Below are 20,203 nucleotides of genomic sequence, written 5' to 3' on the forward strand. Positions count from 1 at the left end.
CCGGTTTCCGCGTTGAAGAAGTGCAGGCCCTGCGGGTGGATGGCCACCCGGATGTCTTCACCCACGCCCGGCAGCGACTGCGGCGCCACGCGCATGGTCAGCGCGTGCTGGCCACTGCTCATGTTGACGAAGATCTCGTTGCCGACCGGTTCGATGCCTTCAATACGCGCGATGAACGCGTGCGCGTTATCGGCAGCAGCAGGCTGCAGGTGCTCCGGGCGCACACCCACCGCGATCGGTTTCTGCAGCCATGCAGGATCGATCGTGGCCTGGCCCAGCGGTGCACGCCACTGGCCGTCGACCACGGTCACGCCACCGGCATCGCCCTGCAGCGTGCCACGCAGCACGTTCATCGCCGGGCTGCCGAGGAAACCGGCCACGAACAGGTTGGCCGGGCGGTCGTACAGCGCCATCGGCGTATCGATCTGTTGGATGATGCCGTCCTTCAGCACCACGATGCGCTGACCCAGGGTCATCGCTTCAACCTGGTCGTGCGTCACGTAGATCATGGTGGTGCCCAGCTTCCGGTGCAGCTGCGCAATCTCGGTACGCACGCTGTGACGCAGCTTGGCGTCGAGGTTGGACAGCGGCTCGTCGAGCAGGAACACCGCCGGCTCGCGCACCAGCGCCCGGCCCAGTGCCACGCGCTGACGCTGGCCACCGGACATCGCCTTGGGCAGCTTGTCCATCATCTCGGTCAGGCCCAGCGTCTGCGCCGCCTCGGCAATGCGCTTGTCGATGGTCGCCTTGTCATGCCCGCGCAGCTTCAGGCCGAAGGCCAGGTTCTCGGCCACGGTCATGTGCGGGTACAACGCGTAGCTCTGGAACACCATGGCGATGTCGCGATCCTTCGGCGCCACGTCGTTGACCACGCGATCACCAATGGTCAGCGTGCCACCGCTGATCTCTTCAAGGCCGGCCACCATCCGCAACAGGGTCGACTTGCCACAGCCGGACGGTCCGACCAGCACCATCAGCTCGCCATCGGCTACCTCGAAGGTGGCGTCCTTCACCGCGACCTGGCCGTTGTCATAGACCTTGCGCACACCCTGCAACTGCACTTTTGCCATATCACCTATCCGGTCCGCCCGAAGCCGGGCTGTCTTTTGGGACTGCCTCGGCCCTCCCGATGGCAGTGATGATTGCGCGCCTGCCGCATGACGGCGAGCACTGCAATCGAATACAGTTGCCCATTCTGCCATGTAAACGTTTTCACGTGGCACTATCCGATGATCGGTGCGCACCGATCTGCGTCGGCGGTTGAACGAAGGTTCCGCCGAGGTAGTGGTTTCGAATGGAAGGATCTTCCGCAACACCGGAGATCGCCCCTGACGAACCTCGGACAGGCAGTTGCGCGGATGTCCCCCGAACCCAGCCATGAAGCGATTGACAACGATGTCACCCGGATCTGAAACTCGAGCGATGCACGACACCCTCTTCCTGTTCGGTGCCACAGGTGATCTGGCCCAGCGCTACCTGTTCCCTTCGCTGCTTCGCCTGCTTGGCGACGGCCTGCTGCCGGAGGACTTCCGCATCCGCGCACTGGCCCTGTCCGGGCATGACACCGAAGCTTTCCATGACATCCTCCGGCCGCGCCTGCAGCAGGCCATGCCGATGGCCACGCAGGACGACATCGCTGCCCTGCTGCGCCGCATAGACTACCGTTCGGTGGACCTGCGCGATGTCGACTCGGTTGCCGCCGCAGTCTCCGACTTGGTGCACCGCAAGTGCGTCAGCTACCTGGCCATTCCGCCGGGCCTGTACATCTCCACCTGCGAAGGCCTGGCCAAGGGCGGCGCCCTCGCCGCGCCGGCACGCCTGATGCTGGAGAAGCCGATCGGCAGCGACAGCGAGAGCGCCGAGGAAATCATCAGCACCATCGGCCAGTGGATCGACGAGGACCGCGTGTTCCGCCTCGACCACTATCTGGGCAAGGCGGCAGTGCAGAACCTGATCGCGCTGCGCTTCGGCAACACGCTGCTGGAAGCGGTGTGGAACCGCAACTACATCGAATCGGTGCACATCCTGGTGGCCGAGAGCGAAGGCGTGGACGGCCGTGACGCCTACTACGCCCGCTCCGGCGCGCTGCGCGACATGGTGCAGAGCCACATCCTGCAGCTGCTGTGCATGGTGGCGATGGAACCGCCGGCCTCGCTGGAAGCCGACCGCATCCGCGACGAGAAGGTCAAGGTGCTGCGGGCCCTGCGCCCGCTCGATGCCAGGCACGCCGCGCGTGACAGCATCCGGGGCCGCTACACCGCCGGCACCATCAATGGCCAGCCGGCACAGGCCTACCAGCCGCCGGAAGGCAGCGACGTGGAAACCTTCGCCGGTGTCACCGCGCATATCGACAACTGGCGCTGGAGCGGCGTGCCGTTCCACCTGGTCACCGGCAAGCGCCTGCCCGAGCGCACCACCCGCGTGGTGGTCACGCTGAAGCCGGTCACCCACTGGCTGTTCGAGCGCCCGCAGCGCGCGCAGGCCGCACCGAACCGCCTGGTGTTCCAGCTGCAGCCGCAGGAGAACATCGAACTGGGCCTGATGAGCAGCCTGGCCGGCCCGGAATGGGGTGCCCTGGAACTGCATCCGCTGGAACTGGAACTGTCGGTGCCGACCGGCCTGCACCGCCGCATCGCCTACGAACGCCTGTTCCTGGATGCCTTCAACGGCAACCACACGCTGTTCGTGCGCGACGACGAAGTGCGCGCAGCGTGGGCCTGGATCGACAGCGTTGCCGACGCCTGGAAGGAGGCCAAGCTGCCGCTGGAACCGTATCCTGCTGGCCAGTGGGGCCCGAGCAATGCAGGCGAGTTCCTGCCGCAGGGCGTGGACGCGCCGGACAGCGGGGCCTCGGCATGAGTGCCATCTCGCAGCCGGTGCTGGTTGCCGACATCGGCGGCACCAATGCCCGCTTCGCCCTGGCCGACACCTCGCAGGACGCGCCGCTGCTCAAGGAGAGCATCCGCGAGTACGCGGTGGCGGAATTCCCGTCGCTGGGTGATGCCGCGCGCCACCACCTGGAACAGATCGGCGCTGCGGCCAGCCGCGGCGTGTTCGCAGTGGCCGGCCGCGTCGACGGTGACGAGGCGCGCATCACCAATCATCCGTGGGTGATCTCGCGCAGCCGCACCGCCGCGATGCTGGGGTTCGACGAGCTGCACCTGATCAACGACTTCGCCGCACAGGCGATGGCGATTTCGCTGCTGCAGCCCGAGGACGTCGTCCAGGTCGGCGGCGCCGCCTGGGTACCGGGCAAGCCGGGACAGCCGCGCAACTACGCGGTGATCGGGCCCGGTACCGGGCTCGGCGTCGGTGGCCTGATCATGCGCCACGGCCGCTGCTATCCGCTGGAAACCGAAGGCGGTCATGTCAGTTTCCCACCGGGCACACCGGAGGAAATCCGCATCCTGGAAATCCTGTCCGAGCAGTTCGGCCGCGTCTCCAACGAACGCCTGATCTGCGGACCCGGGCTGGTCAACATCCATCGCGCCGTGTGCGAGATGGCCGGCATCGACCCCGGCCAGCTGCAGCCGGTGGACGTGACCGCGCGTGCCCTGCACGGTGATCCGCAGGCAATGCGCACCGTGGACGTGTTCTGCGCGGTGTTCGGCGCCATCGCCGGCGATCTGGTACTGACCCAGGGCGCCTGGGACGGCGTGTTCCTGACGGGCGGCCTGACCCCGAAGATGCTCGATTCACTGCAGCACTCCGGCTTCCGCCAGCGCTTCGAACACAAGGGGCGGTTCTCTTCGATCATGGCGAGGGTGCCATCGCTTGCCGTGATGCATCCCCACGCCGGACTGCTGGGCGCTGCCGCCTATGCTGCCGACGCCGAACGTGACGCACCAGGAGTTGCCGCATGAGCCCCACCTTCCACGACGACCGCATCGAGTTCATCCAGCACGGCGACGCCGATGGCTGGATCGAGGCGGTGGCCGCCGAAATGGCGCAGACCCTCAACCACGACATCAATGAAGTGGGCCGGGCCCGCATCCTGCTCTCCGGTGGCACCACGCCGGCGCCGGTATACCAGGCACTGGCCGAACTGGACGTGCATTGGGACCGGGTGGAAGTGAGCCTGGCCGATGAGCGGTGGCTGTCGCCGCAGGATCGCGACAGCAACGCCTGGCTGGTGCGCGAGCACCTGCTCAAGCGTGCCGAGGGTGCGCACTTCGATCCGCTGGTGCGGATCGGCAAGCCGCTGACGGAGTGCGTCTACACCGCCAACCTGCAGGCCCAGCACAGCCAGCCACCCAGCCTGGTGGCACTGGGCATGGGCAACGATGGCCACACCGCCTCGCTGTTCCCGGGTTCGAAGGACCTGGCCCGTGCACTGGAAAGCACCCTGCCCTATGCGGCACTGGATGCCACCGGCTGCCCGGGCGCGAACCAGTGGCCGCTGCGCATCACCCTGACCCCGCACGGCCTGCGCCAGTGCCGCCAGCGTCTGCTGCTGCTGCGCGGCAAGCAGAAGCTGCAGGTACTGCGCCAGGCACTGGACAGCAATGACCCCCAGCAGTACCCGATCCTCAATGCAATCAACCTGGAAGGCGCGCGCCTGCGCGTCCACTGGGCTGATTGATGTCGGCGGCGGCGCCACGCCGCCGCTTGCCTCTCGCCACCACGAACGCCGGTAGCCAATGAGCCTCCATCCGCAACTGCAAGCCATCACTGAGCGCGTCATCCGCCGCAGCGCGGCCTCGCGCGCCGCCTATCTGGCCGCGATCGACGCCTCCCTGCGCGAGGGCCCGTTCCGCAGCCGCCTGAGCTGCGGCAACCTCGCCCATGGGTTCGCCGCCTGCGGCGGTACCGACAAGAGCCGCCTGCGCGGTGGGGTGACACCGAACCTTGGCATCATCACCGCCTACAACGACATGCTGTCGGCGCACCAGCCGTTCGAGTCCTATCCCGAGCAGATCCGCCAGATCGCCCGCGAGCTGGGCGCCACCGCGCAGGTGGCCGGCGGTGTGCCGGCGATGTGCGACGGCGTCACCCAAGGCCGTGGTGGCATGGAGCTGTCGCTGTTCTCGCGCGATGTGATCGCGCAGGCCACCGCGATCGGGCTCAGCCACGACATGTTCGATACCACCGTCTACCTCGGTGTCTGCGACAAGATCGTGCCGGGGCTGCTGATCGGCGCACTGGCCTTCGGCCACCTGCCGGCGGTGTTCGTGCCGGCCGGCCCGATGACCCCGGGCATACCCAACAAGCAGAAGGCGGAAGTTCGCGAGCGCTATGCCGCCGGCGAAGCCACCCGTGAAGAACTGCTGGAAGCCGAGTCGGCCTCCTACCACGGCGCCGGCACCTGCACCTTCTACGGCACGGCCAACTCCAACCAGGTGCTGCTGGAAGCGATGGGCGTGCAGCTGCCGGGCGCGTCGTTCGTCAATCCGGGCACCCCGCTGCGCGACGCTCTTACCCGCGAAGCGACCGAACGTGCACTGGACATCACTGCGCTTGGCGATGACTTCCGTCCGCTGGGCCGGATCATCGACGAGCGCGCGATCATCAACGCGGTCATCGCGCTGATGGCCACCGGCGGTTCGACCAACCACACCATCCACTGGATCGCGGTGGCGCGTGCGGCCGGCATCGTGCTGACCTGGGACGACTTCGACGAGCTGTCGCAGCTGATTCCGCTGCTGGCCCGCGTCTACCCGAACGGCGAGGCCGACGTGAACCGCTTCGCCGCCGCCGGTGGCCCGGCGTTCGTGTTCGGCGAGCTGATCAAGGCCGGCCTGATGCATGGCGACCTGGTCAGCGTGGCCCGTGGCGGCATGGCCGACTACGCCCGCGAACCCCAGCTGCGCGACGGCCAACTGGTTTATCTGCCGGGCCTGGAACGCAGCGCCGATGACGAGGTGGTGCGTGGCGTCGACAATCCGTTCGAACACCAGGGTGGCCTGCGCCTGCTGCGCGGCAACCTGGGCAAGTCGCTGATCAAGCTGTCGGCGGTGAAGCCGCAGTACCGCACGATCAAAGCACCGGCCGTGGTGGTCGATGCACCGCAGGTGCTGAACAAGCTGCACGCCGCTGGCCTGCTGCCCGAGCATTTCGTGGCGGTGGTGCGGTACCAGGGCCCGCGTGCGAACGGCATGCCGGAACTGCATTCGCTGGCGCCGCTGCTGGGCCTGTTGCAGAACCAGGGTCGACGCGTGGCGCTGGTCACCGACGGTCGCCTGTCCGGCGCCTCGGGCAAGATTCCGGCGGCGATCCACGTGACGCCGGAAGCGGCGCGCGGCGGCCCGCTGGCGAAGGTGCGCGAAGGCGACATGATCCGGCTGGACGGCGAGGCCGGCACGCTGGAAGTGCTGGTGGACCCCGCCGAATGGGCGGCGCGTCCGCTGGCTCCGAACACTGCGCCGGCCGCGCATGACCTGGGCCGCAATCTGTTCGCGGTCAACCGTCGCGTGGTGGGCCCGGCCGACCAAGGCGCGATGTCGATTTCGTGCGGGCCGGCGGCGGCCGATGGCGGGCCGTGGGAGTACGACGCGGAGTACGAGCTGGGGCATGATGCCGCGGCGGCGGCAGCGCCGCATGAGGCGAAAGACGCCTGAAGCGAAAAGCCGCGGCAGGCTTCCCGGCTTGGGCAGTAGAGCGCCCTGGCCGGGACACGCCGCAAACCCATCCATGGGGCTCGATCGCGGCATCCATGCCGCTCACGGTCCCGGCCAGGGCGCTCCACTGCCCTTGGACAATTCCCGGCGCGTCATTTGCGCTGCGGCCACTGAATCAAGAAGAGCAAAGGCAAGGGCAAAAGCATGGGTATCGAACAACATCAGGTGAAGGCGGCGGAGCTGTTGCATGCGGCGGGCATCCTGCCGGTGGTGACGGTTCATACGCTGGACCAGGCGCGGGCGGTCAGTGCGGCGCTGCTGGACGGTGGTTTGCCGACGATCGAGCTGACGCTGCGTACGCCGGTGGCGATGGAAGCGTTGGCGATGCTCAAGCGCGAGCTGCCCGATGTGGTGGTGGGTGCAGGCACGGTGCTGACCGTGGAGCAGATGCAGCAGTCGATCGATGCGGGCGCGGACTTCCTGGTGACCCCGGGCACGCCGCCAGCGCTGGCCGATGCACTGGCTGCTGCGCCGCTGCCGGTGGTGCCGGGTGCGGCCACGCCGACCGAGCTGCTGACGCTCTACGCCCGGGGCTTCCGCGTGTGCAAGCTGTTCCCGGCCACGGCCGTGGGCGGGCTGGCGATGATCAAGGGACTGGCCGGCCCGGTGGCGGACCTGAAGCTGTGCCCGACCGGCGGCATCACCGAAAACACCGCCGCCGAATACCTCGAGCAGAAAAACGTGGTCTGCATCGGCGGTTCGTGGATGGTGCCGGGCAACTGGATTGCCAACGGCGAATGGGACAAGGTGCGCGCCAGCGCCGCCGACGCCGCGAAGATCATCAAGCGCGTTCGCGGCCACTGAGCCCAACGCAGCTGTAGAGCCGAGCCCACGCTCGGCTCCACGCCAGCGGAATGGAAAGCAGCCGAGCATGGCTCAGCTCTACAGGACCAGCATCCAGAGCGCGCGCAGCGCGCGACCGCTCCCGCTCTTCCTTCTTCATTCCGCGGTGGCGGCGCACGAAAACCGTCCTTGGCCCTGCGGAGGGATTGCGCAGGGGCGTGAGCGCCATGGATGGCGCGACCGAGCCTCCAGGGATGGGTTCACGGCGTCCCCCGCGCAATCCCTCCGCAGGGCCAACCCCACGAATCCTGCCGCACACCGCGAGGGGCTCAGCCGTTGGCCGAAACCCTTACAGCGGCCGCGCCGGATCCACCAGCCCGTACTGGCTGGCCATCCGCGCCAGCGCGATGTTGTCGTGGATCCCCATCTTCTCGAACAGCCGCGCCTTGTGCGTGTTCACCGTCTTCGCACTCAGGCTCAGCCGCCGCGCGATATCTTCCTGGCGCAGGCCCTGGGTCAGCAGCAACGCCACTTCCAGCTCGCGCGGCGACAGGCTGTCGAACGGCGAACCGTTGCCTTCCACCGTCGACAGCGCCAGATTCTGCGCGATGCTGGTGCCCAGGTAGCGGCGCCCACCTGCCACGTCACGCACCGCGCGCAGCAGTTCCTGCGCATCACAGCCCTTGCCGATATATCCGGCCGCGCCGGCTTCGAGCAGCCGCTTCGGCAGCGGGCCATCTTCCAGCACCGACACGATCACCACGCGGGTATTGCGGTGGCTGCGCACGATGCGCTCGGTCACTTCCATGCCGCTCACACCCGGCAGGTGCAGGTCACACAGCACCACATCCGGCAGCAGCTGGCGGACTTCACGCAGCGCTTCTTCGCCGGTCTCGGCTTCGCCCACCACCTCGATGTCGGCTTCCCCCGACAGAATCATCTTCATCCCGGTGCGGACCAGCGCGTGGTCATCCACCAGGTAGACTCGAATCGTCATTCACGTACCTCTTCGAATGCGGCCATTGCAGGTCAAGCTAGGCAGGGTGCCGATACCCTGCAAGCGCGTTCGGAATGCGGCCCCGGCAATCTGCCTTGCGCATCACAGTACCGCGCGTTGTGCTTGCCCCCTGTCTTGCAGAACCTGCTGCAACGAAACAACTGATCTATCACGTAGACGTCCCGCGCGGGGCATCCACGTCAATCCCCCTGTGATGATGCTTCGCTGGCCTTCGCTGGCCGCGTGCCATGATGCCGCCAAGGGTGCCGGCGACTGAACATGACCAGATAGCACCCTACCACCCAAACCAGCGCGGCACACCATCCGGCCAGGATATCGGAGGGGTAATGCACCCCCAGATAGACCCGGGAGACGCTGACCAGCAGGCTGAATGCCGGTGCCAGCAGCAGCACCGGCCAGCGCCAGCGGGTGTTCCAGGCCAGCAGTACCAGGGTCACCGCCAGGGTCATCGAGCCCATCGCGTGGCCGCTGGGAAAGCTGAACGTCGATTCCGGCGCGATCGATTCCCACAGGCTGGGGCGCTGGCGCTGGAAGAAGTGCTTGCTGCCCATGTTCAGCAGCGCCGAGCCGACGAAGCTGACCGCCACGAAGGTCGCCTCGCGCCAGCGCCGGTAGCCCAGCAGCACGCCGATGATCAGCACGTCGGCCGGGATCAGGAACCACTCATAGCCCAGTTTGGAAATGAGCACGAAGAAGCGGTCCAGCAGTGGCGAGTGCAGGCCATGCATCTGCCACAGCAGCGGCGCGTCGAAATGGAACGATTCAAACTCGTGCACCTCGTCCGCCAGGGCGACGAAGCCAGCCAACGGCAGCAGCACGCCGCCGAACAGCAGGACCAGGCGCCAGGCATTGCGCGCCATCCAGTGGCGGAAACCGGAGGCGGACTCCGGTGCAGCGAGGATTGCAGGCTTATCCGGCGCTTCGGACATACGTGTGTTCGACGTAGTCGTCGATCAGGGCGACGAACTCCTGGGCGATGTTGTCGCCGCGCAGGGTCACCTTCTTCTCGCCATCGACAAACACCGGCGCTGCGGGTGTTTCGCCCGTGCCCGGCAGCGAGATGCCGATGTTGGCATGGCGTGACTCGCCCGGCCCGTTCACGATACAGCCCATCACCGCCAGGGTCATGTTCTCCGCCCCCGGGTGGTGGATCTTCCACAGCGGCATCTTCTCGCGCACGTGGTTCTGCACGACCTTGGCCAGCTCCTGGAAGAACTCCGAGGTGGTGCGGCCGCAGCCCGGGCAGGCCGTGACCAGCGGCGTGAAGGCGCGTTGGCCGGTGGTCTGCAGCAGTTCCTGGGCGACGATCACTTCCTGCGTGCGCGACTGGCCCGGTTCCGGGGTCAGCGAGATGCGGATGGTGTCACCGATGCCTTCCTGCAGCAGCACGCCCAGCGCCGCCGCCGACGCGACGATGCCCTTGCTGCCGATACCGGCTTCGGTCAGGCCCAGGTGCAGGGCGAATTCCGAGCGCTGGGCCAGGTCGCGGTATACCGCGATCAGCTCCTGCACGCCGCTGACCTTGGCCGACAGCACGATGCGGTCGCGCGGCAGGCCGAGTTCCACCGCCTGCTCGGCCGAATCCAGGGCCGAGCGGATCAGCGCTTCGCGCAGCACGCGGCCGGCATCCCAGGGCTGTTCGCGCAGGCTGTTCTCGTCCATCAGCTTCGCCGCCAGGGCCTGGTCCAGCGAGCCCCAGTTGGCGCCGATGCGCACCGGCTTGTTGTAGCGGATCGCAAACTCGATCAACTGCGCGAACTGCAGGTCCTTCTTCTTGCCGAAGCCGACGTTGCCGGGGTTGATGCGGTACTTTGCCAGCGCTTCGGCACACGCCGGTTCGGCGGTCAGCAGCTGGTGGCCATTGTAATGGAAGTCACCGATCAGCGGCACGTCGATACCCATCATCGCCAGCTTGTCGACGATGCGCGGGATCGCCGCAGCCGCTTCCACGGTGTTGACGGTCAACCGCACCATTTCCGAACCCGCGCGCCACAACTCGGCCACCTGCTTGACGCTGGAAGCCACGTCGGAGGTGTCGGTGTTGGTCATCGACTGCACCACTACCGGCTTGCCTCCGCCTACGGTGACCCCGCCGATCTGCACGGCATGGGTCTGGCGGCGGGGCCAGGAGGTGGCATCGGAGGGAGGCGTAGGGCGGGTAACGGCGTCGTGCATGGGCGCATTCTACCGCCCGCTCCCGCATTCGGGGTGACTCGCATTCAGCCGGCGGCACGGCTGCGGCCGATTGTCGCAGGCACGCGCGCCCGTGAACGCATACGATGAGCATGAATGACCGGTCCCGACGCCCCGTTCCTCCGTACCCTGTGCAGCCTGCGCTGGCTTGCCGTAGGCGGCCAGGCCGCCACCATCCTGGTCGCCAGCTGGGTGCTGGGCCTGCCGTTGCCCCAGCTACCACTATGGGCCGGCGTGGCCGTGCTCACCTTGTTCAACATCTACACCCAGCTGCGCCCGGAAGCGGCCGACACCGCCCCGCTGACCGCATTCGGCCATATCCTGGTGGACGTGATCATCCTGACCTGGATGGTGGGCTGGAGCGGCGGCATGGCCAACCCGTTCAGTTCACTGTTCCTGATCCTGATCGCGCTGGCCGCCTTCGCCCTGCCCCTGCGCTGGGCACTGGCAGTGGCCCTGGCCTGCCTGCTCGGCTACGCCGCCAGCGGCATCTTCGGCCAGCCGCTGCCGGACGGCTATTTCCGCGCGCAGGACCTCAACCGTTGGGGCGTGGTCGCCAACTTCCTCATTTCCGCAGCGGTCGTGCTGACCTTCTCCACCCGCCTGGCGCTGGCGCTGCGACAGCGCGAACTGGAACTGTCGGCACTCAGGGAACGCTTCGCCCGCAACGAAGGCATCGTCGCCCTGGCCACCCATGCCGCCTCCGTGGCGCATGAACTGAACACGCCGCTGGCGACCATGACCCTGCTTGCCGATGACGTCGCCGAGCGCAGCGAAGAGCCCGAAGTGCGCGAAGACATGGAGACCCTGCGCGAACTGCTGGTGCAGTGCCGGGAACGCGTGCTGGCGCTGGCCGCACCGGCCTCGGCCGACGCACCGGGCCGCAGCCACTCCAGCGCCCAGCAGGTACTGGAACAGTGGCGCCTGGTGCGGCCGACCATCGACCTGCATCGCAATGACGATGCGCCGCTGCGGTTACCACTGGATCCGGGCGTGGGCCATCTGCTGATGGTCCTGCTCAACAATGCCGCAGATGCCGGCGAACAGGCCGGGCGGCCACGGGTAGACCTGGACCTGCGCATCGAAGGCGACGACCTGATCGGCGAAGTCCGCGACTACGGCCACGGCTTCGATGCCCGTGCCGCGGTGCTGCCAGGCAAGCTGTTCGGCAGCAGCAAGAGCGAGGGCATGGGCGTTGGCCTGGCCCTGTCCCATGCCACCATCGAACGCCTCGACGGCGAGATGTGGATGCGCCCGGCCCAAGGCGCCGGCAGCCGCGTCGGCTTCCGCCTGCCGCTGGTCCCACGCGAGGAAACCCCATGAGCGCCTCAACCCTCGGCCTGCTGGTCGACGACGACGAACTGTACCTGCGCACCCTGCAGCGCAGCCTGGCCCGCAAGGGACTGGAAACGCAGACCGCGCAGGATGCCGCCAGCGCGCTGGCATTGGCCCGCCAGCATCCGCCGGCGTTCGCGCTGATCGACCTGAAGCTGGGCAGTGATTCCGGCCTGGCGCTGATCCAGCCGCTGCGCGCGCTGCGCGCTGACATGCGTATCCTGCTGGTGACCGGCTACGCCAGCATCGCCACTGCCGTTGAGGCGATCAAGCTGGGGGCCGACGATTACCTGCCGAAGCCGGCCACGGTACCGATGATCCTGCGCGCGCTTGGCGAGGAAGACGACGGCCCGGCCGACGATGGCGAAATGGAAGTGCCGGACGCGATGACGCCGATCAGCCGCCTGCAGTGGGAACACATCCAGCAGGCGATGCACGAGACCGGCGGCAACGTATCCGCAGCGGCACGCCTGCTCGGCATGCACCGGCGTTCGCTGCAGCGCAAGCTGGCAAAGCGGCCGAGCCCGGAACGCGATCCGAGCCGTTGATCGCTGACGGACCGGTCCGGCTCAGGCCTCGGCCAGCGCCGGCCGGTACTGCGCGGCGCTGAAGCGCACCGCACACGCATCGGCCCGCGTGGCCTTCGTCTCCTGCAGCAGCGGCGATGGCAGTACGCAGGCCGGATGCATGCGCAGGAAGCCGTAGATCGAACCCGCCAGGCCGATCATCAGGCCCGGGGTAAAGGCCGCGCGGGTGAGGCCGCCAACCATCCCCTGGTGCTCCTCGATCGAAGAAATGATCTCGATGGCGGCCTCGTCCTGCGGATAGGGACACCCTGCCGGATCCAGCGCAGCGGCCAGCACCAGCAGTTCCCGGGTGGACACATCGCCATGGCACAGGGTGTGGCTGAACCCCCATTTGCCGCGCGCATCGGCCACGGCGCGACGCATGTCGCGCAATTGCGCGGCATCACCGGTGCGGGCATACAGGTCCGCCGCCGCCAGGCCGATGCCCACGCTGCCGTGGCACCAGGTCGGGAAGTTCTTCTGCCCATCCTGCAGGTGGATGTCCCGCCAGTGCCCGGTATGTGGCTCGAACAGGGCTGCCTGGAATGCAAATGCTCCTTCGGCCAGCCGCCGCCATGCGGCCCGCTCGGGCACGCTGCCAGCCTCGGAGCGGGCCAGTCGTGCCAGCGCCCAGCCCATGCCCATCGCACCGTGGCCAAAACCACCGATCGGCTCGCTGAACTGTGGCGTCGGCCAGCGCGTACCGTCTGCGTCGACAATCGCAGCGTCCTGCATGCGGCGTCCCGCTGCGGCCGCCAGTTCCAGCCAGCGTGCGTTGCCGGTGGCTTCAGCCAGCGCCAGCAACGGCAGGATCATGCCGGACACACCATCAATCAGTTCGAACTTTGCCGCCTGCTGGAAACCGCGATGCTCCGCGGCTTCCGCGCAGCGCTCTGCCAGCGCCAGCAGCGCCGGTCGCTGCAACAGGTCGTGCAATGCCAGCAATGCCCACATTTGCGAACCGGTTCCGACGAATCCACCGTCAATTTCGGCGGGGTGCCGCTCGCACAGGGTCTGGAACACCGCAAGGGCGCCCTCGATGGCCGGATCCAGCCCGGCCACCGGATCGGCACGCCCCTGCTCCACTTCGTGGCGATAGGCTGCCAGTGCGAAAGCGATGCCGCCCAGCCCGAAGTACAGGTCTGGCTGCACCGGCTGGACGGTCCATCCGGTACGCGTCACTTCAGGTGTGATCCAGGTCATCGAGCCGTCTTCGCCGTGCACCGCCAGCCGCAGCAGGCTTTCCACCGCGCGCGTGGCCAGCGTGCGACGGCGTGCGTCCAGGTCGTCGGCGCGCGGATGCCGTGCTGCATAGCTGTAGCCGGACCGGGCCTCGGCTCGGGCCAGTGCATGCTGGTTCAGGTCGGTGGCGACCAGCGTGCTGCGGATCGTCACGTCTTCCAGGTCGATCCGCATCGCGCGCCAGTTGGCGACGACGGAGTGGATACGCGCCGCGTCCAGCTGCGATGCGAAGATCGGAATGTCACCGTGGCGCAGGTCATCGACCTCTCCGCGTACGGTTTCCAGGTCCGATGGCGCAGCGGGCGACACCGCCGCATTCCGCACCAGCAGGTCGATCGCGCGCTCAACCGCCCGAGCTTCGTTGTGAAGCGATGCTGGATGCCAGAGCATCCGCCCGAGCTCGGCGTAGGCCATTGTCGGCCGCCGTACATCCCGCACCTGGCAGCCTTCGAAGGCCGTCAGCAGCGGCATCAGTTCGCCGTTCGCGTCCAGCGCGCGCAGACGCCCACTGGCGTCGATGAAGCCCTCGCTGATGTGGTCCCAGTACAACGACACATCGGGCTGTGCGCTGGGATGGTTCTGCGCAATGGAGACCTCGGCCTCGACCATGCCCAACCGGGCCGGTTCCGTCCCGTCGTCGACGATCACCGGCACCTGCACCCGTGGCTGCTCGCCGGGCAGCGCGCCGGCTGCAGACAGGTCCACGCCCTCCATGCCCAGGCCGGCAGTACGGAACGGCACGATTCCGGTACGCAGCACTGAATTTCGCATCAGCTTGACGGCGGTGTCGTACGCATCGCCAAGCCCTGATGGCTCGATTTCGATTACCCGGCAGAACACGCTTTCGGCGTCGACCACCACCGGCACCGGCCCGACCGCGATCAGATTCTCCAGATGGATGTCGGTGCCACCGATCAGGCGCAGGATGGCCAGCCAGTGGCCGAGGCCGCGGTAATAGCACCGCAGTTCAGCCTCGCCGGAACAATAGCGATGCGCGGCGAATGCAGCCCAGCCGTGGCTGCCACGATCGATCACCTTCGGCACGCGTACGCGGTCAGGGGCGTCACCGAAGACCGCGGACAACAGGCCATCGAGCGTGGCATCGATGCGCAATGAGCGTGGCTTGTACATCACCGTGCCGCCTTCGAACTGCAGCCGTGCCACGGTGCGGCCGCCACCGTGCAGGTCACCGCGGCCCAATGCAACGGCATGCAGCGTGCCCGCCGGCGCACCCAGCAACTCGGCCAACGCAACACGATCACTACCGATGCGTGCAGCGAGCTCCACCACGGCCGCGCATTGTCCTTCGAGCATGCGCGTCAGGCGCGGCAGCAGTACCGGATAACGTTGCTGCAGATGCTCGCGGAAGCCCTCGCTCGTGGCCAGGGCAACGAATTCGTCCAGCGCACCAGCACTGTCAAGCGGGCCGATGTCACCGCTGCGTGCAGCGGCGTGCAGCTCCAGCAGGAGCACGCGGTTGAGCTTGAGCTGGGCATGCTCACGCAGCGCCGCCTCGCCCTGCGAATGCAGCAGCGCACGTTCGCCAGGCTGCAGGGCAATGGAGGGATCATGCAGGCCGGCAGCCAGCGCGGCGCGCGCCTGGGCAAGGAAATGTTCGGTGATGCGCGCAAACGCGGCCGCAGCCGGAGAAGCGGTCATTACGCCCCCTGCGAGATTCAAGAGTCTGTTCCAGTCGCCGGCACGCAGCTGCATGCTTCTGCGTGCCGGCACGGGCTACATCAGCAACACAGGCAGTGGTTGATCACCGATACCGTGGTGGTGCACTCGTTGGTGCCACCGGTGATCATGGTGTCCGAAGCCCCGGTGAGGGCCGCTTCGGTGGCTGCCGCACCGTAGATGAACAGCGAACCCGCAGGGTTGGCGCACCCATCCACATCGTCCGAGCCATTGAGCCAGCCGGACACAACGTCGTCATTCAGATCCATTCGCAATCTCCTGTCATTCACAACATGAGGCGTTGAGGACATGGATCGATTCCACGTCCCTTCGGATACGGCCAGTCCCTGGCATCAACATCATGCTGCGAGCGATACTGGATGACAGGTACAGCCGCCCATGCACACTGCATTGGCACGCCATGCGTAGTCAAGCTGCGCTGCCGCAGGCACGCGAATACGCTGCATGGGCAACGCCGCAGGGCCCCGGATGGCAGGAACGGAAGGCATGGGATGGCCGGCCTGTCGCCGGCGCATCCACGACCGGGCTCAGCGCTTCAGCTGCGCCAGTATCTCGCGGGTCATCGGATCGGCAATCGCCACATCCTCACCCTGCAGCGCCGGCAACAGGCCACTGGCCAGCTGCTTGCCAAGCTCGACACCGAACTGATCGAAGGCATTGATGTTCCAGATCACCGACTGCACGTACACAGCGTGTTCGTACATGGCGATCAGTGCGCCCAGCGCCTGCGGGGTCAGTGCGTCGAGCAGGATCAGCGTGCTCGGGCGGCCTCCGGGGTAATCGCGGTGCGGGTCGTCGCTGCTCTGGCCATTGGCCAGTGCTTCGGTCTGCGCCAGCAGGTTGGCCAGCAGGGCCTGATGATTGATCGTGTAGGGATCGTCGCTGTGCACGCAGCCGATGAAGTCGGCCGGAACGATGCTGGTGCCCTGGTGCAGCGCCTGGAAGAAGCTGTGCTGCACGTCGGTGCCCGCCCCGCCCCACCACACCGGCACGGTGTCGGTGGTGACCGGCTGTCCGTCACGCTGCACGCGCTTGCCCAGGCTTTCCATCACCAGCTGCTGCAGGTAGGCCGGCAGCAGCGCCAGGCGCTGGTCGTAGGTCATCACCGCGTGCGTGGCATGGCCCAGCAGGTTGCGGTTCCAGATGTCGGTCAGGCCGTGCAGCACCGGCAGGTTGCGCTCCAGCGGTGCATCCAGCGCATGCGCATCCATCTGCGCGGCGCCTTCCAGCAGCTGCTCGAAGCGCTCGAAACCGATGGCCAGCGCGATCGGGAAACCCACGGCCGACCACAGCGAATAACGGCCACCGACCCAGTCCCACATCGGCAGCACGCGATCGGCGGCGATCGCGAAAGCCTTGGCCGCGCGTTCCGGATTGGCGCTGACGGCATACAGGCGCTCGCTGCCCCCCAGCCAGTCCTGCAGGATCTGGCCGTTGAGCAGGGTTTCCTGCGTGCCGAAGGTCTTGGAAATCAGGATGCCCGCGGTCTTCGCCGGATCCAGCGTGGCCAGCGTGCGCTGCATGGCGGCGCCGTCCACGTTCGACACGAAATGCACGCGCAGGCGCGCACCGCTGACCGGACGCAGCGCATCGGCGACCAGGCGCGGACCGAGGTCGGATCCACCGATGCCGACACTGACCACGTCGGTTACGCCGCTGTCTTCCAGCGCGCGCACCAGCACGCCCATGCGCTGGCGGATCTCGCGCGCGGTGGCATAGGCCTCAGCGGCAACCGGTGCATCGACCACGTCGCCGCGCAATGCGGTGTGCAGTGCGGCGCGCCCCTCGGTCAGATTGACCTGCTCGCCACGGAACAGGCGCGTGATGGCGCCGCCGACATCACGTTCGGCAGCCAGCGCCAGCAACGCCTGCAGCGCGGCGGCATCGTATTTCTGCCGCGCGAAGTTGACGTACAACGGACCGACCCGCAGCGCCAGATCCTGCACGCGGCCGGGTTCGGCGGCGAGCAGGCTGGGGATGCTTGCGCCCTTCAGGCGCTGGGCGTGGGAATGCAGCGAGTCGAATCCGTTGTTCGTTGTCATGCGGCCTGGGTCGGGATCGTGTCGTTGGTGTGGGTGATCTGGTTCTTGCCATCAACGTACACCAGCTTCGGCTTGAAGCTGTCGGCTTCCTGCTCGGTCATGCTGGCGAACGCGGCGATGATGATGATGTCACCGACCTGCACGTGGCGCGCGGCGCCACCGTTGAGCGAGACAACGCCGCTGCCGGCCTCGGCGCGGATGGCATAGGTCGAGAAGCGCGCACCGTTGGTCACGTCCCAGATGTGCACCTGCTCGAACTCGCGGATGCCGGTGGCAGCCAGCAGGTTGTCATCGATGGCGATCGAGCCTTCGTAGTTCAGCTCGGAATGGGTGACGGTGGCGCGATGGATCTTGGTCTTGAGCAGGGACAGGTGCATGGGGGCGCTGCAACGGCAAAGGAAAGAGCGGATTCTAGCACCCGTACAGCGCGGGGCATCACGGCCGGCAACCTGTTCAGGTAGGCGGTGAAACCGGGGTCAGAACCCTTTCCCCTGGAAAAGGCATCTGACCCCATGCATCGCGCGGCGCCGCCGGAACTCAGAATTCCAGGTTGTCGATCAGCCGGGTCGTACCCAGTCGCGCGGCGATCAGCGCCACGCGGCCACCGCCGTCGAAGGTCGGCTCGGCCAGCTCCGGGGTGCGCAGCACCGCATAGTCGACCTGGAAACCGGCCGCCTGCAGTGCGGCTGTGGCATCGGCCTCGATGCGTTCGCGCGGGTGACCGGCCACGTAGCCCTCGCGCATGCCCAGCAGGGTGCGGTGAATGGCGGTCGCGACCGGGCGCTGTTCTGCGCTCAGGTACTGGTTGCGCGAACTCTTGGCCAGGCCATCCTCGTCACGCACGATCTCGGCACCGACGATCTGGATCGGGAACGACAGTTCGGCCACCATCTGTCTGATGACAGCCAGCTGCTGGTAGTCCTTGCGGCCGAACACGGCCACGTCAGGCTGCACCTGCAGGAACAGGCGCGCCACCACCGTGCACACGCCGTCGAAGTGACCCGGGCGACTGGCACCTTCAAGCACTTCACTGACACCCGGCGCGTGCATGCGCGTGGTCTTGTCCACGCCCAGCGGATACATCGCCCCCACGCTGGGCAGCCACACCGCATCGCAGCCGACCTGTTCCAGCCCGGCCACATCGGCCTCGGGCGTGCGCGGGTAGCGGCTGAAATCCTCGTTCGGCCCGAACTGGGTCGGGTTGACGAAGATGCTGGCCACCACCTTGTCAGCGTACTGGCGGGCCTGGGTCACCAGCGAATGGTGGCCGCCATGCAGGTTGCCCATGGTCGGCACCAGCGCCACGCGCAGGCCCTCGCGCTTCCACTGGGCGATCAGCCCGCGCAGCGCGCCGAGCTCGTTGAAGGTCTGGATCATTGGGCGTAGGCGTGCTGTTCGTCGGGGAAACTGCCGTCGCGCACGGCGTCGGCAAAGGCACGGGTGGCACCGGCCACCGAGCCGCCTTCGGCAAGGAAATCCTTGACGAACTTGGGGCGGCGATGACCGCTGTCCAGGCCGAGGAAATCGTGCAGCACCAGCACCTGGCCATCGCAGTGCGGGCCGGCACCGATGCCGATGGTCGGCACCTCCACCGCAGCGGTCACTTCGGCGGCGACCGGGGTCGGTACGCATTCGAGCACCATGATGCTGGCGCCGGCAGCGGCCACCGCCCTTGCGTCCTCGACCAGCCGACGGGCGGCATCGCCGCGGCCCTGGATCTTGAAGCCGCCCAGGCGCAGCACCGATTGCGGGGTCAGGCCCAGGTGCGCGCAGACCGGAATCTCGCGCTCGACCAGGTAGCGGATGATGTCGACCTTGAAGCCGGCACCTTCGATCTTGACCATCTCGGCACCGGCCTGCAGCAGCTGCAGCGAGGCATCCAGCGCGCGCTCCGGGGTGGCATCGGCGCCGAAGGGCAGGTCCGCCACCAGCAGCGCACGCTGCAGCACGCGGGCCACGGCGCGGGTGTGGTAGACCATGTCGGCCACGGTCACCGGCAGGGTCGAATCATGGCCCTGCACCACCATGCCCAGCGAATCGCCGATCAGGATCAGGTCAACGCCATTGGCGTCGAAAGTGCGGGCGAAGCCGGCGTCGTAGGCGGTCAACATGACCAGCTTCTGGCCATTGCGCTTGGCCTCGGCCAGGGCGGGAACGGTCCAGGGCTTGCTGTCTGCGTGGGTGCTCATGTGCTGATAACCGGGGGAGATAACCCGGGCATTATCACCCTATCGGGGCAATCCCGCAGGCGTCCACCCGCACCACTGCGTCCCGCACGCGGCCGTGGCCGGGAATGACCAGATCCGGCGCGATTTCGGCCAGCGGCACCAACACGAAGGCCCGTTCGTGCATGTACGGGTGTGGCACCTTCAGCCCGGGCTGGTCGAGCTCCTGCACGCCGTACAACAACAGGTCCAGGTCCAGCGCGCGCGGGCCCCAGTGCACTGCCGGATCGCGCACGCGACCGAAGCGCTGCTCCAGCGCCAGCATGGCCTGCAGCAGCTCATCGGCCGGCAAGGTGGTTTCGACCGAGGCCACCGCATTGACGAACGGCGGCTGGTCTTCATTGCCCCAGGCCGGCGTTGCGTAAAGCCGCGAGGCCTGGCGCAGCCGGGTCCCGGGCAGGCCGTCCAGCGCGGCAATCGCCGCGCCGACGGTGGCGGCCGCGTCGCCGAGGTTGGCGCCGAGGCCGATCCAAGCAGGGGTCAT

18 protein-coding genes are annotated in these 20,203 nt (G+C 67.4%); 7 read left to right on the forward strand and 11 right to left on the reverse strand.

Going from position 1 to position 20,203, the window contains the following annotated elements; translation table 11 throughout:
* On the reverse strand, nucleotides 1-1,070 hold a 1,070-nt coding region (ugpC, locus tag N5C25_RS04425; protein ID WP_279936510.1), incomplete at its 3' end, for a sn-glycerol-3-phosphate ABC transporter ATP-binding protein UgpC.
* Nucleotides 1,071-1,422: 352 nt separating this feature from the next.
* Between ugpC and zwf the strand changes: the two genes are divergently transcribed.
* From zwf to eda, 5 genes are all read left to right on the forward strand, one after another.
* Nucleotides 1,423-2,859, forward strand: coding sequence for a glucose-6-phosphate dehydrogenase (zwf, locus tag N5C25_RS04430; protein ID WP_019661197.1), 1,437 nt, complete (start codon nucleotides 1,423-1,425; stop codon nucleotides 2,857-2,859).
* A complete protein-coding gene (gene glk, locus N5C25_RS04435; protein WP_019661196.1) occupies nucleotides 2,856-3,863 on the forward strand; it encodes a glucokinase in 1,008 nt (335 codons plus the stop codon). The genes zwf and glk overlap by 4 nt, the downstream gene beginning before the upstream one ends.
* On the forward strand, nucleotides 3,860-4,582 hold the full coding sequence (pgl, locus tag N5C25_RS04440) for a 6-phosphogluconolactonase (RefSeq protein WP_058980277.1): 723 nt from the start codon (nucleotides 3,860-3,862) through the stop codon (nucleotides 4,580-4,582). The genes glk and pgl overlap by 4 nt, the downstream gene beginning before the upstream one ends.
* A 58-nt stretch (nucleotides 4,583-4,640) precedes the next feature.
* Nucleotides 4,641-6,557 carry a phosphogluconate dehydratase gene (edd, locus tag N5C25_RS04445; protein ID WP_279936511.1) on the forward strand — a complete coding sequence of 639 codons (1,917 nt, stop codon included), beginning with the start codon at nucleotides 4,641-4,643 and terminating at the stop codon, nucleotides 6,555-6,557.
* Between the two features lie 204 nt (nucleotides 6,558-6,761).
* Nucleotides 6,762-7,421 carry a bifunctional 4-hydroxy-2-oxoglutarate aldolase/2-dehydro-3-deoxy-phosphogluconate aldolase gene (gene eda / locus N5C25_RS04450; RefSeq protein ID WP_279936512.1) on the forward strand — a complete coding sequence of 220 codons (660 nt, stop codon included), beginning with the start codon at nucleotides 6,762-6,764 and terminating at the stop codon, nucleotides 7,419-7,421.
* 328 nt (nucleotides 7,422-7,749) lie between these two features.
* Here the strand turns inward: eda and N5C25_RS04455 are convergent, their stop codons facing one another.
* From N5C25_RS04455 to ispG, 3 genes are all read right to left on the reverse strand, one after another.
* A complete protein-coding gene (locus tag N5C25_RS04455; protein WP_058980274.1) occupies nucleotides 7,750-8,397 on the reverse strand; it encodes a response regulator in 648 nt (215 codons plus the stop codon).
* Nucleotides 8,398-8,597: 200 nt separating this feature from the next.
* A complete protein-coding gene (locus N5C25_RS04460; protein WP_058980273.1) occupies nucleotides 8,598-9,347 on the reverse strand; it encodes a phosphatase PAP2 family protein in 750 nt (249 codons plus the stop codon).
* A complete protein-coding gene (gene ispG, locus N5C25_RS04465) occupies nucleotides 9,328-10,593 on the reverse strand; it encodes a flavodoxin-dependent (E)-4-hydroxy-3-methylbut-2-enyl-diphosphate synthase (protein WP_251103283.1) in 1,266 nt (421 codons plus the stop codon). Before ispG ends, N5C25_RS04460 begins: the two co-directional genes overlap by 20 nt.
* 114 nt (nucleotides 10,594-10,707) lie before the next feature.
* Between ispG and N5C25_RS04470 the strand changes: the two genes are divergently transcribed.
* Complete coding sequence (locus N5C25_RS04470) at nucleotides 10,708-11,934, forward strand: ATP-binding protein (protein ID WP_019661188.1); 1,227 nt, start codon at nucleotides 10,708-10,710, stop codon at nucleotides 11,932-11,934.
* Nucleotides 11,931-12,494, forward strand: coding sequence for a response regulator transcription factor (locus N5C25_RS04475; protein ID WP_005409063.1), 564 nt, complete (start codon nucleotides 11,931-11,933; stop codon nucleotides 12,492-12,494). The genes N5C25_RS04470 and N5C25_RS04475 overlap by 4 nt, the downstream gene beginning before the upstream one ends.
* Nucleotides 12,495-12,515: 21 nt before the next feature.
* Here the strand turns inward: N5C25_RS04475 and N5C25_RS04480 are convergent, their stop codons facing one another.
* The 7 genes from N5C25_RS04480 to folK form a co-directional block, all read right to left on the reverse strand.
* Nucleotides 12,516-15,413 (reverse strand): type 2 lanthipeptide synthetase LanM family protein, encoded by a 2,898-nt coding sequence (locus N5C25_RS04480; protein ID WP_279936513.1) that lies wholly within the window; start codon nucleotides 15,411-15,413, stop codon nucleotides 12,516-12,518.
* An 80-nt stretch (nucleotides 15,414-15,493) separates the two neighbouring features.
* On the reverse strand, nucleotides 15,494-15,700 hold the full coding sequence (locus tag N5C25_RS04485; protein ID WP_010484314.1) for a DUF6229 family protein: 207 nt from the start codon (nucleotides 15,698-15,700) through the stop codon (nucleotides 15,494-15,496).
* A 279-nt stretch (nucleotides 15,701-15,979) separates the two neighbouring features.
* The gene (gene pgi / locus N5C25_RS04490) at nucleotides 15,980-17,494 is read right to left on the reverse strand and encodes a glucose-6-phosphate isomerase (RefSeq protein ID WP_058980270.1); all 1,515 of its coding nucleotides are present in this window, start codon (nucleotides 17,492-17,494) and stop codon (nucleotides 15,980-15,982) included.
* The gene (gene panD / locus N5C25_RS04495; protein ID WP_005409061.1) at nucleotides 17,491-17,871 is read right to left on the reverse strand and encodes an aspartate 1-decarboxylase; all 381 of its coding nucleotides are present in this window, start codon (nucleotides 17,869-17,871) and stop codon (nucleotides 17,491-17,493) included. The genes pgi and panD overlap by 4 nt, the downstream gene beginning before the upstream one ends.
* A gap of 160 nt (nucleotides 17,872-18,031) precedes the next feature.
* The gene (panC, locus tag N5C25_RS04500) at nucleotides 18,032-18,871 is read right to left on the reverse strand and encodes a pantoate--beta-alanine ligase (RefSeq protein ID WP_279936514.1); all 840 of its coding nucleotides are present in this window, start codon (nucleotides 18,869-18,871) and stop codon (nucleotides 18,032-18,034) included.
* Entirely contained in the window at nucleotides 18,868-19,683 is an 816-nt protein-coding gene (gene panB / locus N5C25_RS04505; protein WP_058980268.1) for a 3-methyl-2-oxobutanoate hydroxymethyltransferase, read from the reverse strand. The genes panC and panB overlap by 4 nt, the downstream gene beginning before the upstream one ends.
* A gap of 34 nt (nucleotides 19,684-19,717) precedes the next feature.
* A complete protein-coding gene (gene folK / locus N5C25_RS04510) occupies nucleotides 19,718-20,203 on the reverse strand; it encodes a 2-amino-4-hydroxy-6-hydroxymethyldihydropteridine diphosphokinase (RefSeq protein WP_058980267.1) in 486 nt (161 codons plus the stop codon).

The organism is Stenotrophomonas sp. GD03958, from assembly GCF_029839005.1.
Taxonomy (GTDB): Bacteria; Pseudomonadota; Gammaproteobacteria; order Xanthomonadales; family Xanthomonadaceae; genus Stenotrophomonas; species Stenotrophomonas hibiscicola.

Bases quoted from the DNA above. Each gene is read 5' to 3' on its own strand.
- panD (WP_005409061.1), bottom strand. From the start codon at position 17,871: ATGCACCTGTCCCTGCTCAAGACCAAGATCCATCGCGCCACCGTCACC.
- zwf (WP_019661197.1), top strand. From the start codon at position 1,423: ATGCACGACACCCTCTTCCTGTTCGGTGCCACAGGTGATCTGGCCCAG.
- N5C25_RS04460 (WP_058980273.1), bottom strand. From the start codon at position 9,347: ATGTCCGAAGCGCCGGATAAGCCTGCAATCCTCGCTGCACCGGAGTCC.
- eda (WP_279936512.1), top strand. From the start codon at position 6,762: ATGGGTATCGAACAACATCAGGTGAAGGCGGCGGAGCTGTTGCATGCG.
- panB (WP_058980268.1), bottom strand. From the start codon at position 19,683: ATGAGCACCCACGCAGACAGCAAGCCCTGGACCGTTCCCGCCCTGGCC.
- pgl (WP_058980277.1), top strand. From the start codon at position 3,860: ATGAGCCCCACCTTCCACGACGACCGCATCGAGTTCATCCAGCACGGC.
- glk (WP_019661196.1), top strand. From the start codon at position 2,856: ATGAGTGCCATCTCGCAGCCGGTGCTGGTTGCCGACATCGGCGGCACC.
- N5C25_RS04480 (WP_279936513.1), bottom strand. From the start codon at position 15,413: ATGACCGCTTCTCCGGCTGCGGCCGCGTTTGCGCGCATCACCGAACAT.
- panC (WP_279936514.1), bottom strand. From the start codon at position 18,871: ATGATCCAGACCTTCAACGAGCTCGGCGCGCTGCGCGGGCTGATCGCC.
- edd (WP_279936511.1), top strand. From the start codon at position 4,641: ATGAGCCTCCATCCGCAACTGCAAGCCATCACTGAGCGCGTCATCCGC.
- N5C25_RS04455 (WP_058980274.1), bottom strand. From the start codon at position 8,397: ATGACGATTCGAGTCTACCTGGTGGATGACCACGCGCTGGTCCGCACC.
- N5C25_RS04470 (WP_019661188.1), top strand. From the start codon at position 10,708: ATGACCGGTCCCGACGCCCCGTTCCTCCGTACCCTGTGCAGCCTGCGC.
- folK (WP_058980267.1), bottom strand. From the start codon at position 20,203: ATGACCCCTGCTTGGATCGGCCTCGGCGCCAACCTCGGCGACGCGGCC.
- N5C25_RS04485 (WP_010484314.1), bottom strand. From the start codon at position 15,700: ATGGATCTGAATGACGACGTTGTGTCCGGCTGGCTCAATGGCTCGGAC.
- N5C25_RS04475 (WP_005409063.1), top strand. From the start codon at position 11,931: ATGAGCGCCTCAACCCTCGGCCTGCTGGTCGACGACGACGAACTGTAC.
- ispG (WP_251103283.1), bottom strand. From the start codon at position 10,593: ATGCACGACGCCGTTACCCGCCCTACGCCTCCCTCCGATGCCACCTCC.
- pgi (WP_058980270.1), bottom strand. From the start codon at position 17,494: ATGACAACGAACAACGGATTCGACTCGCTGCATTCCCACGCCCAGCGC.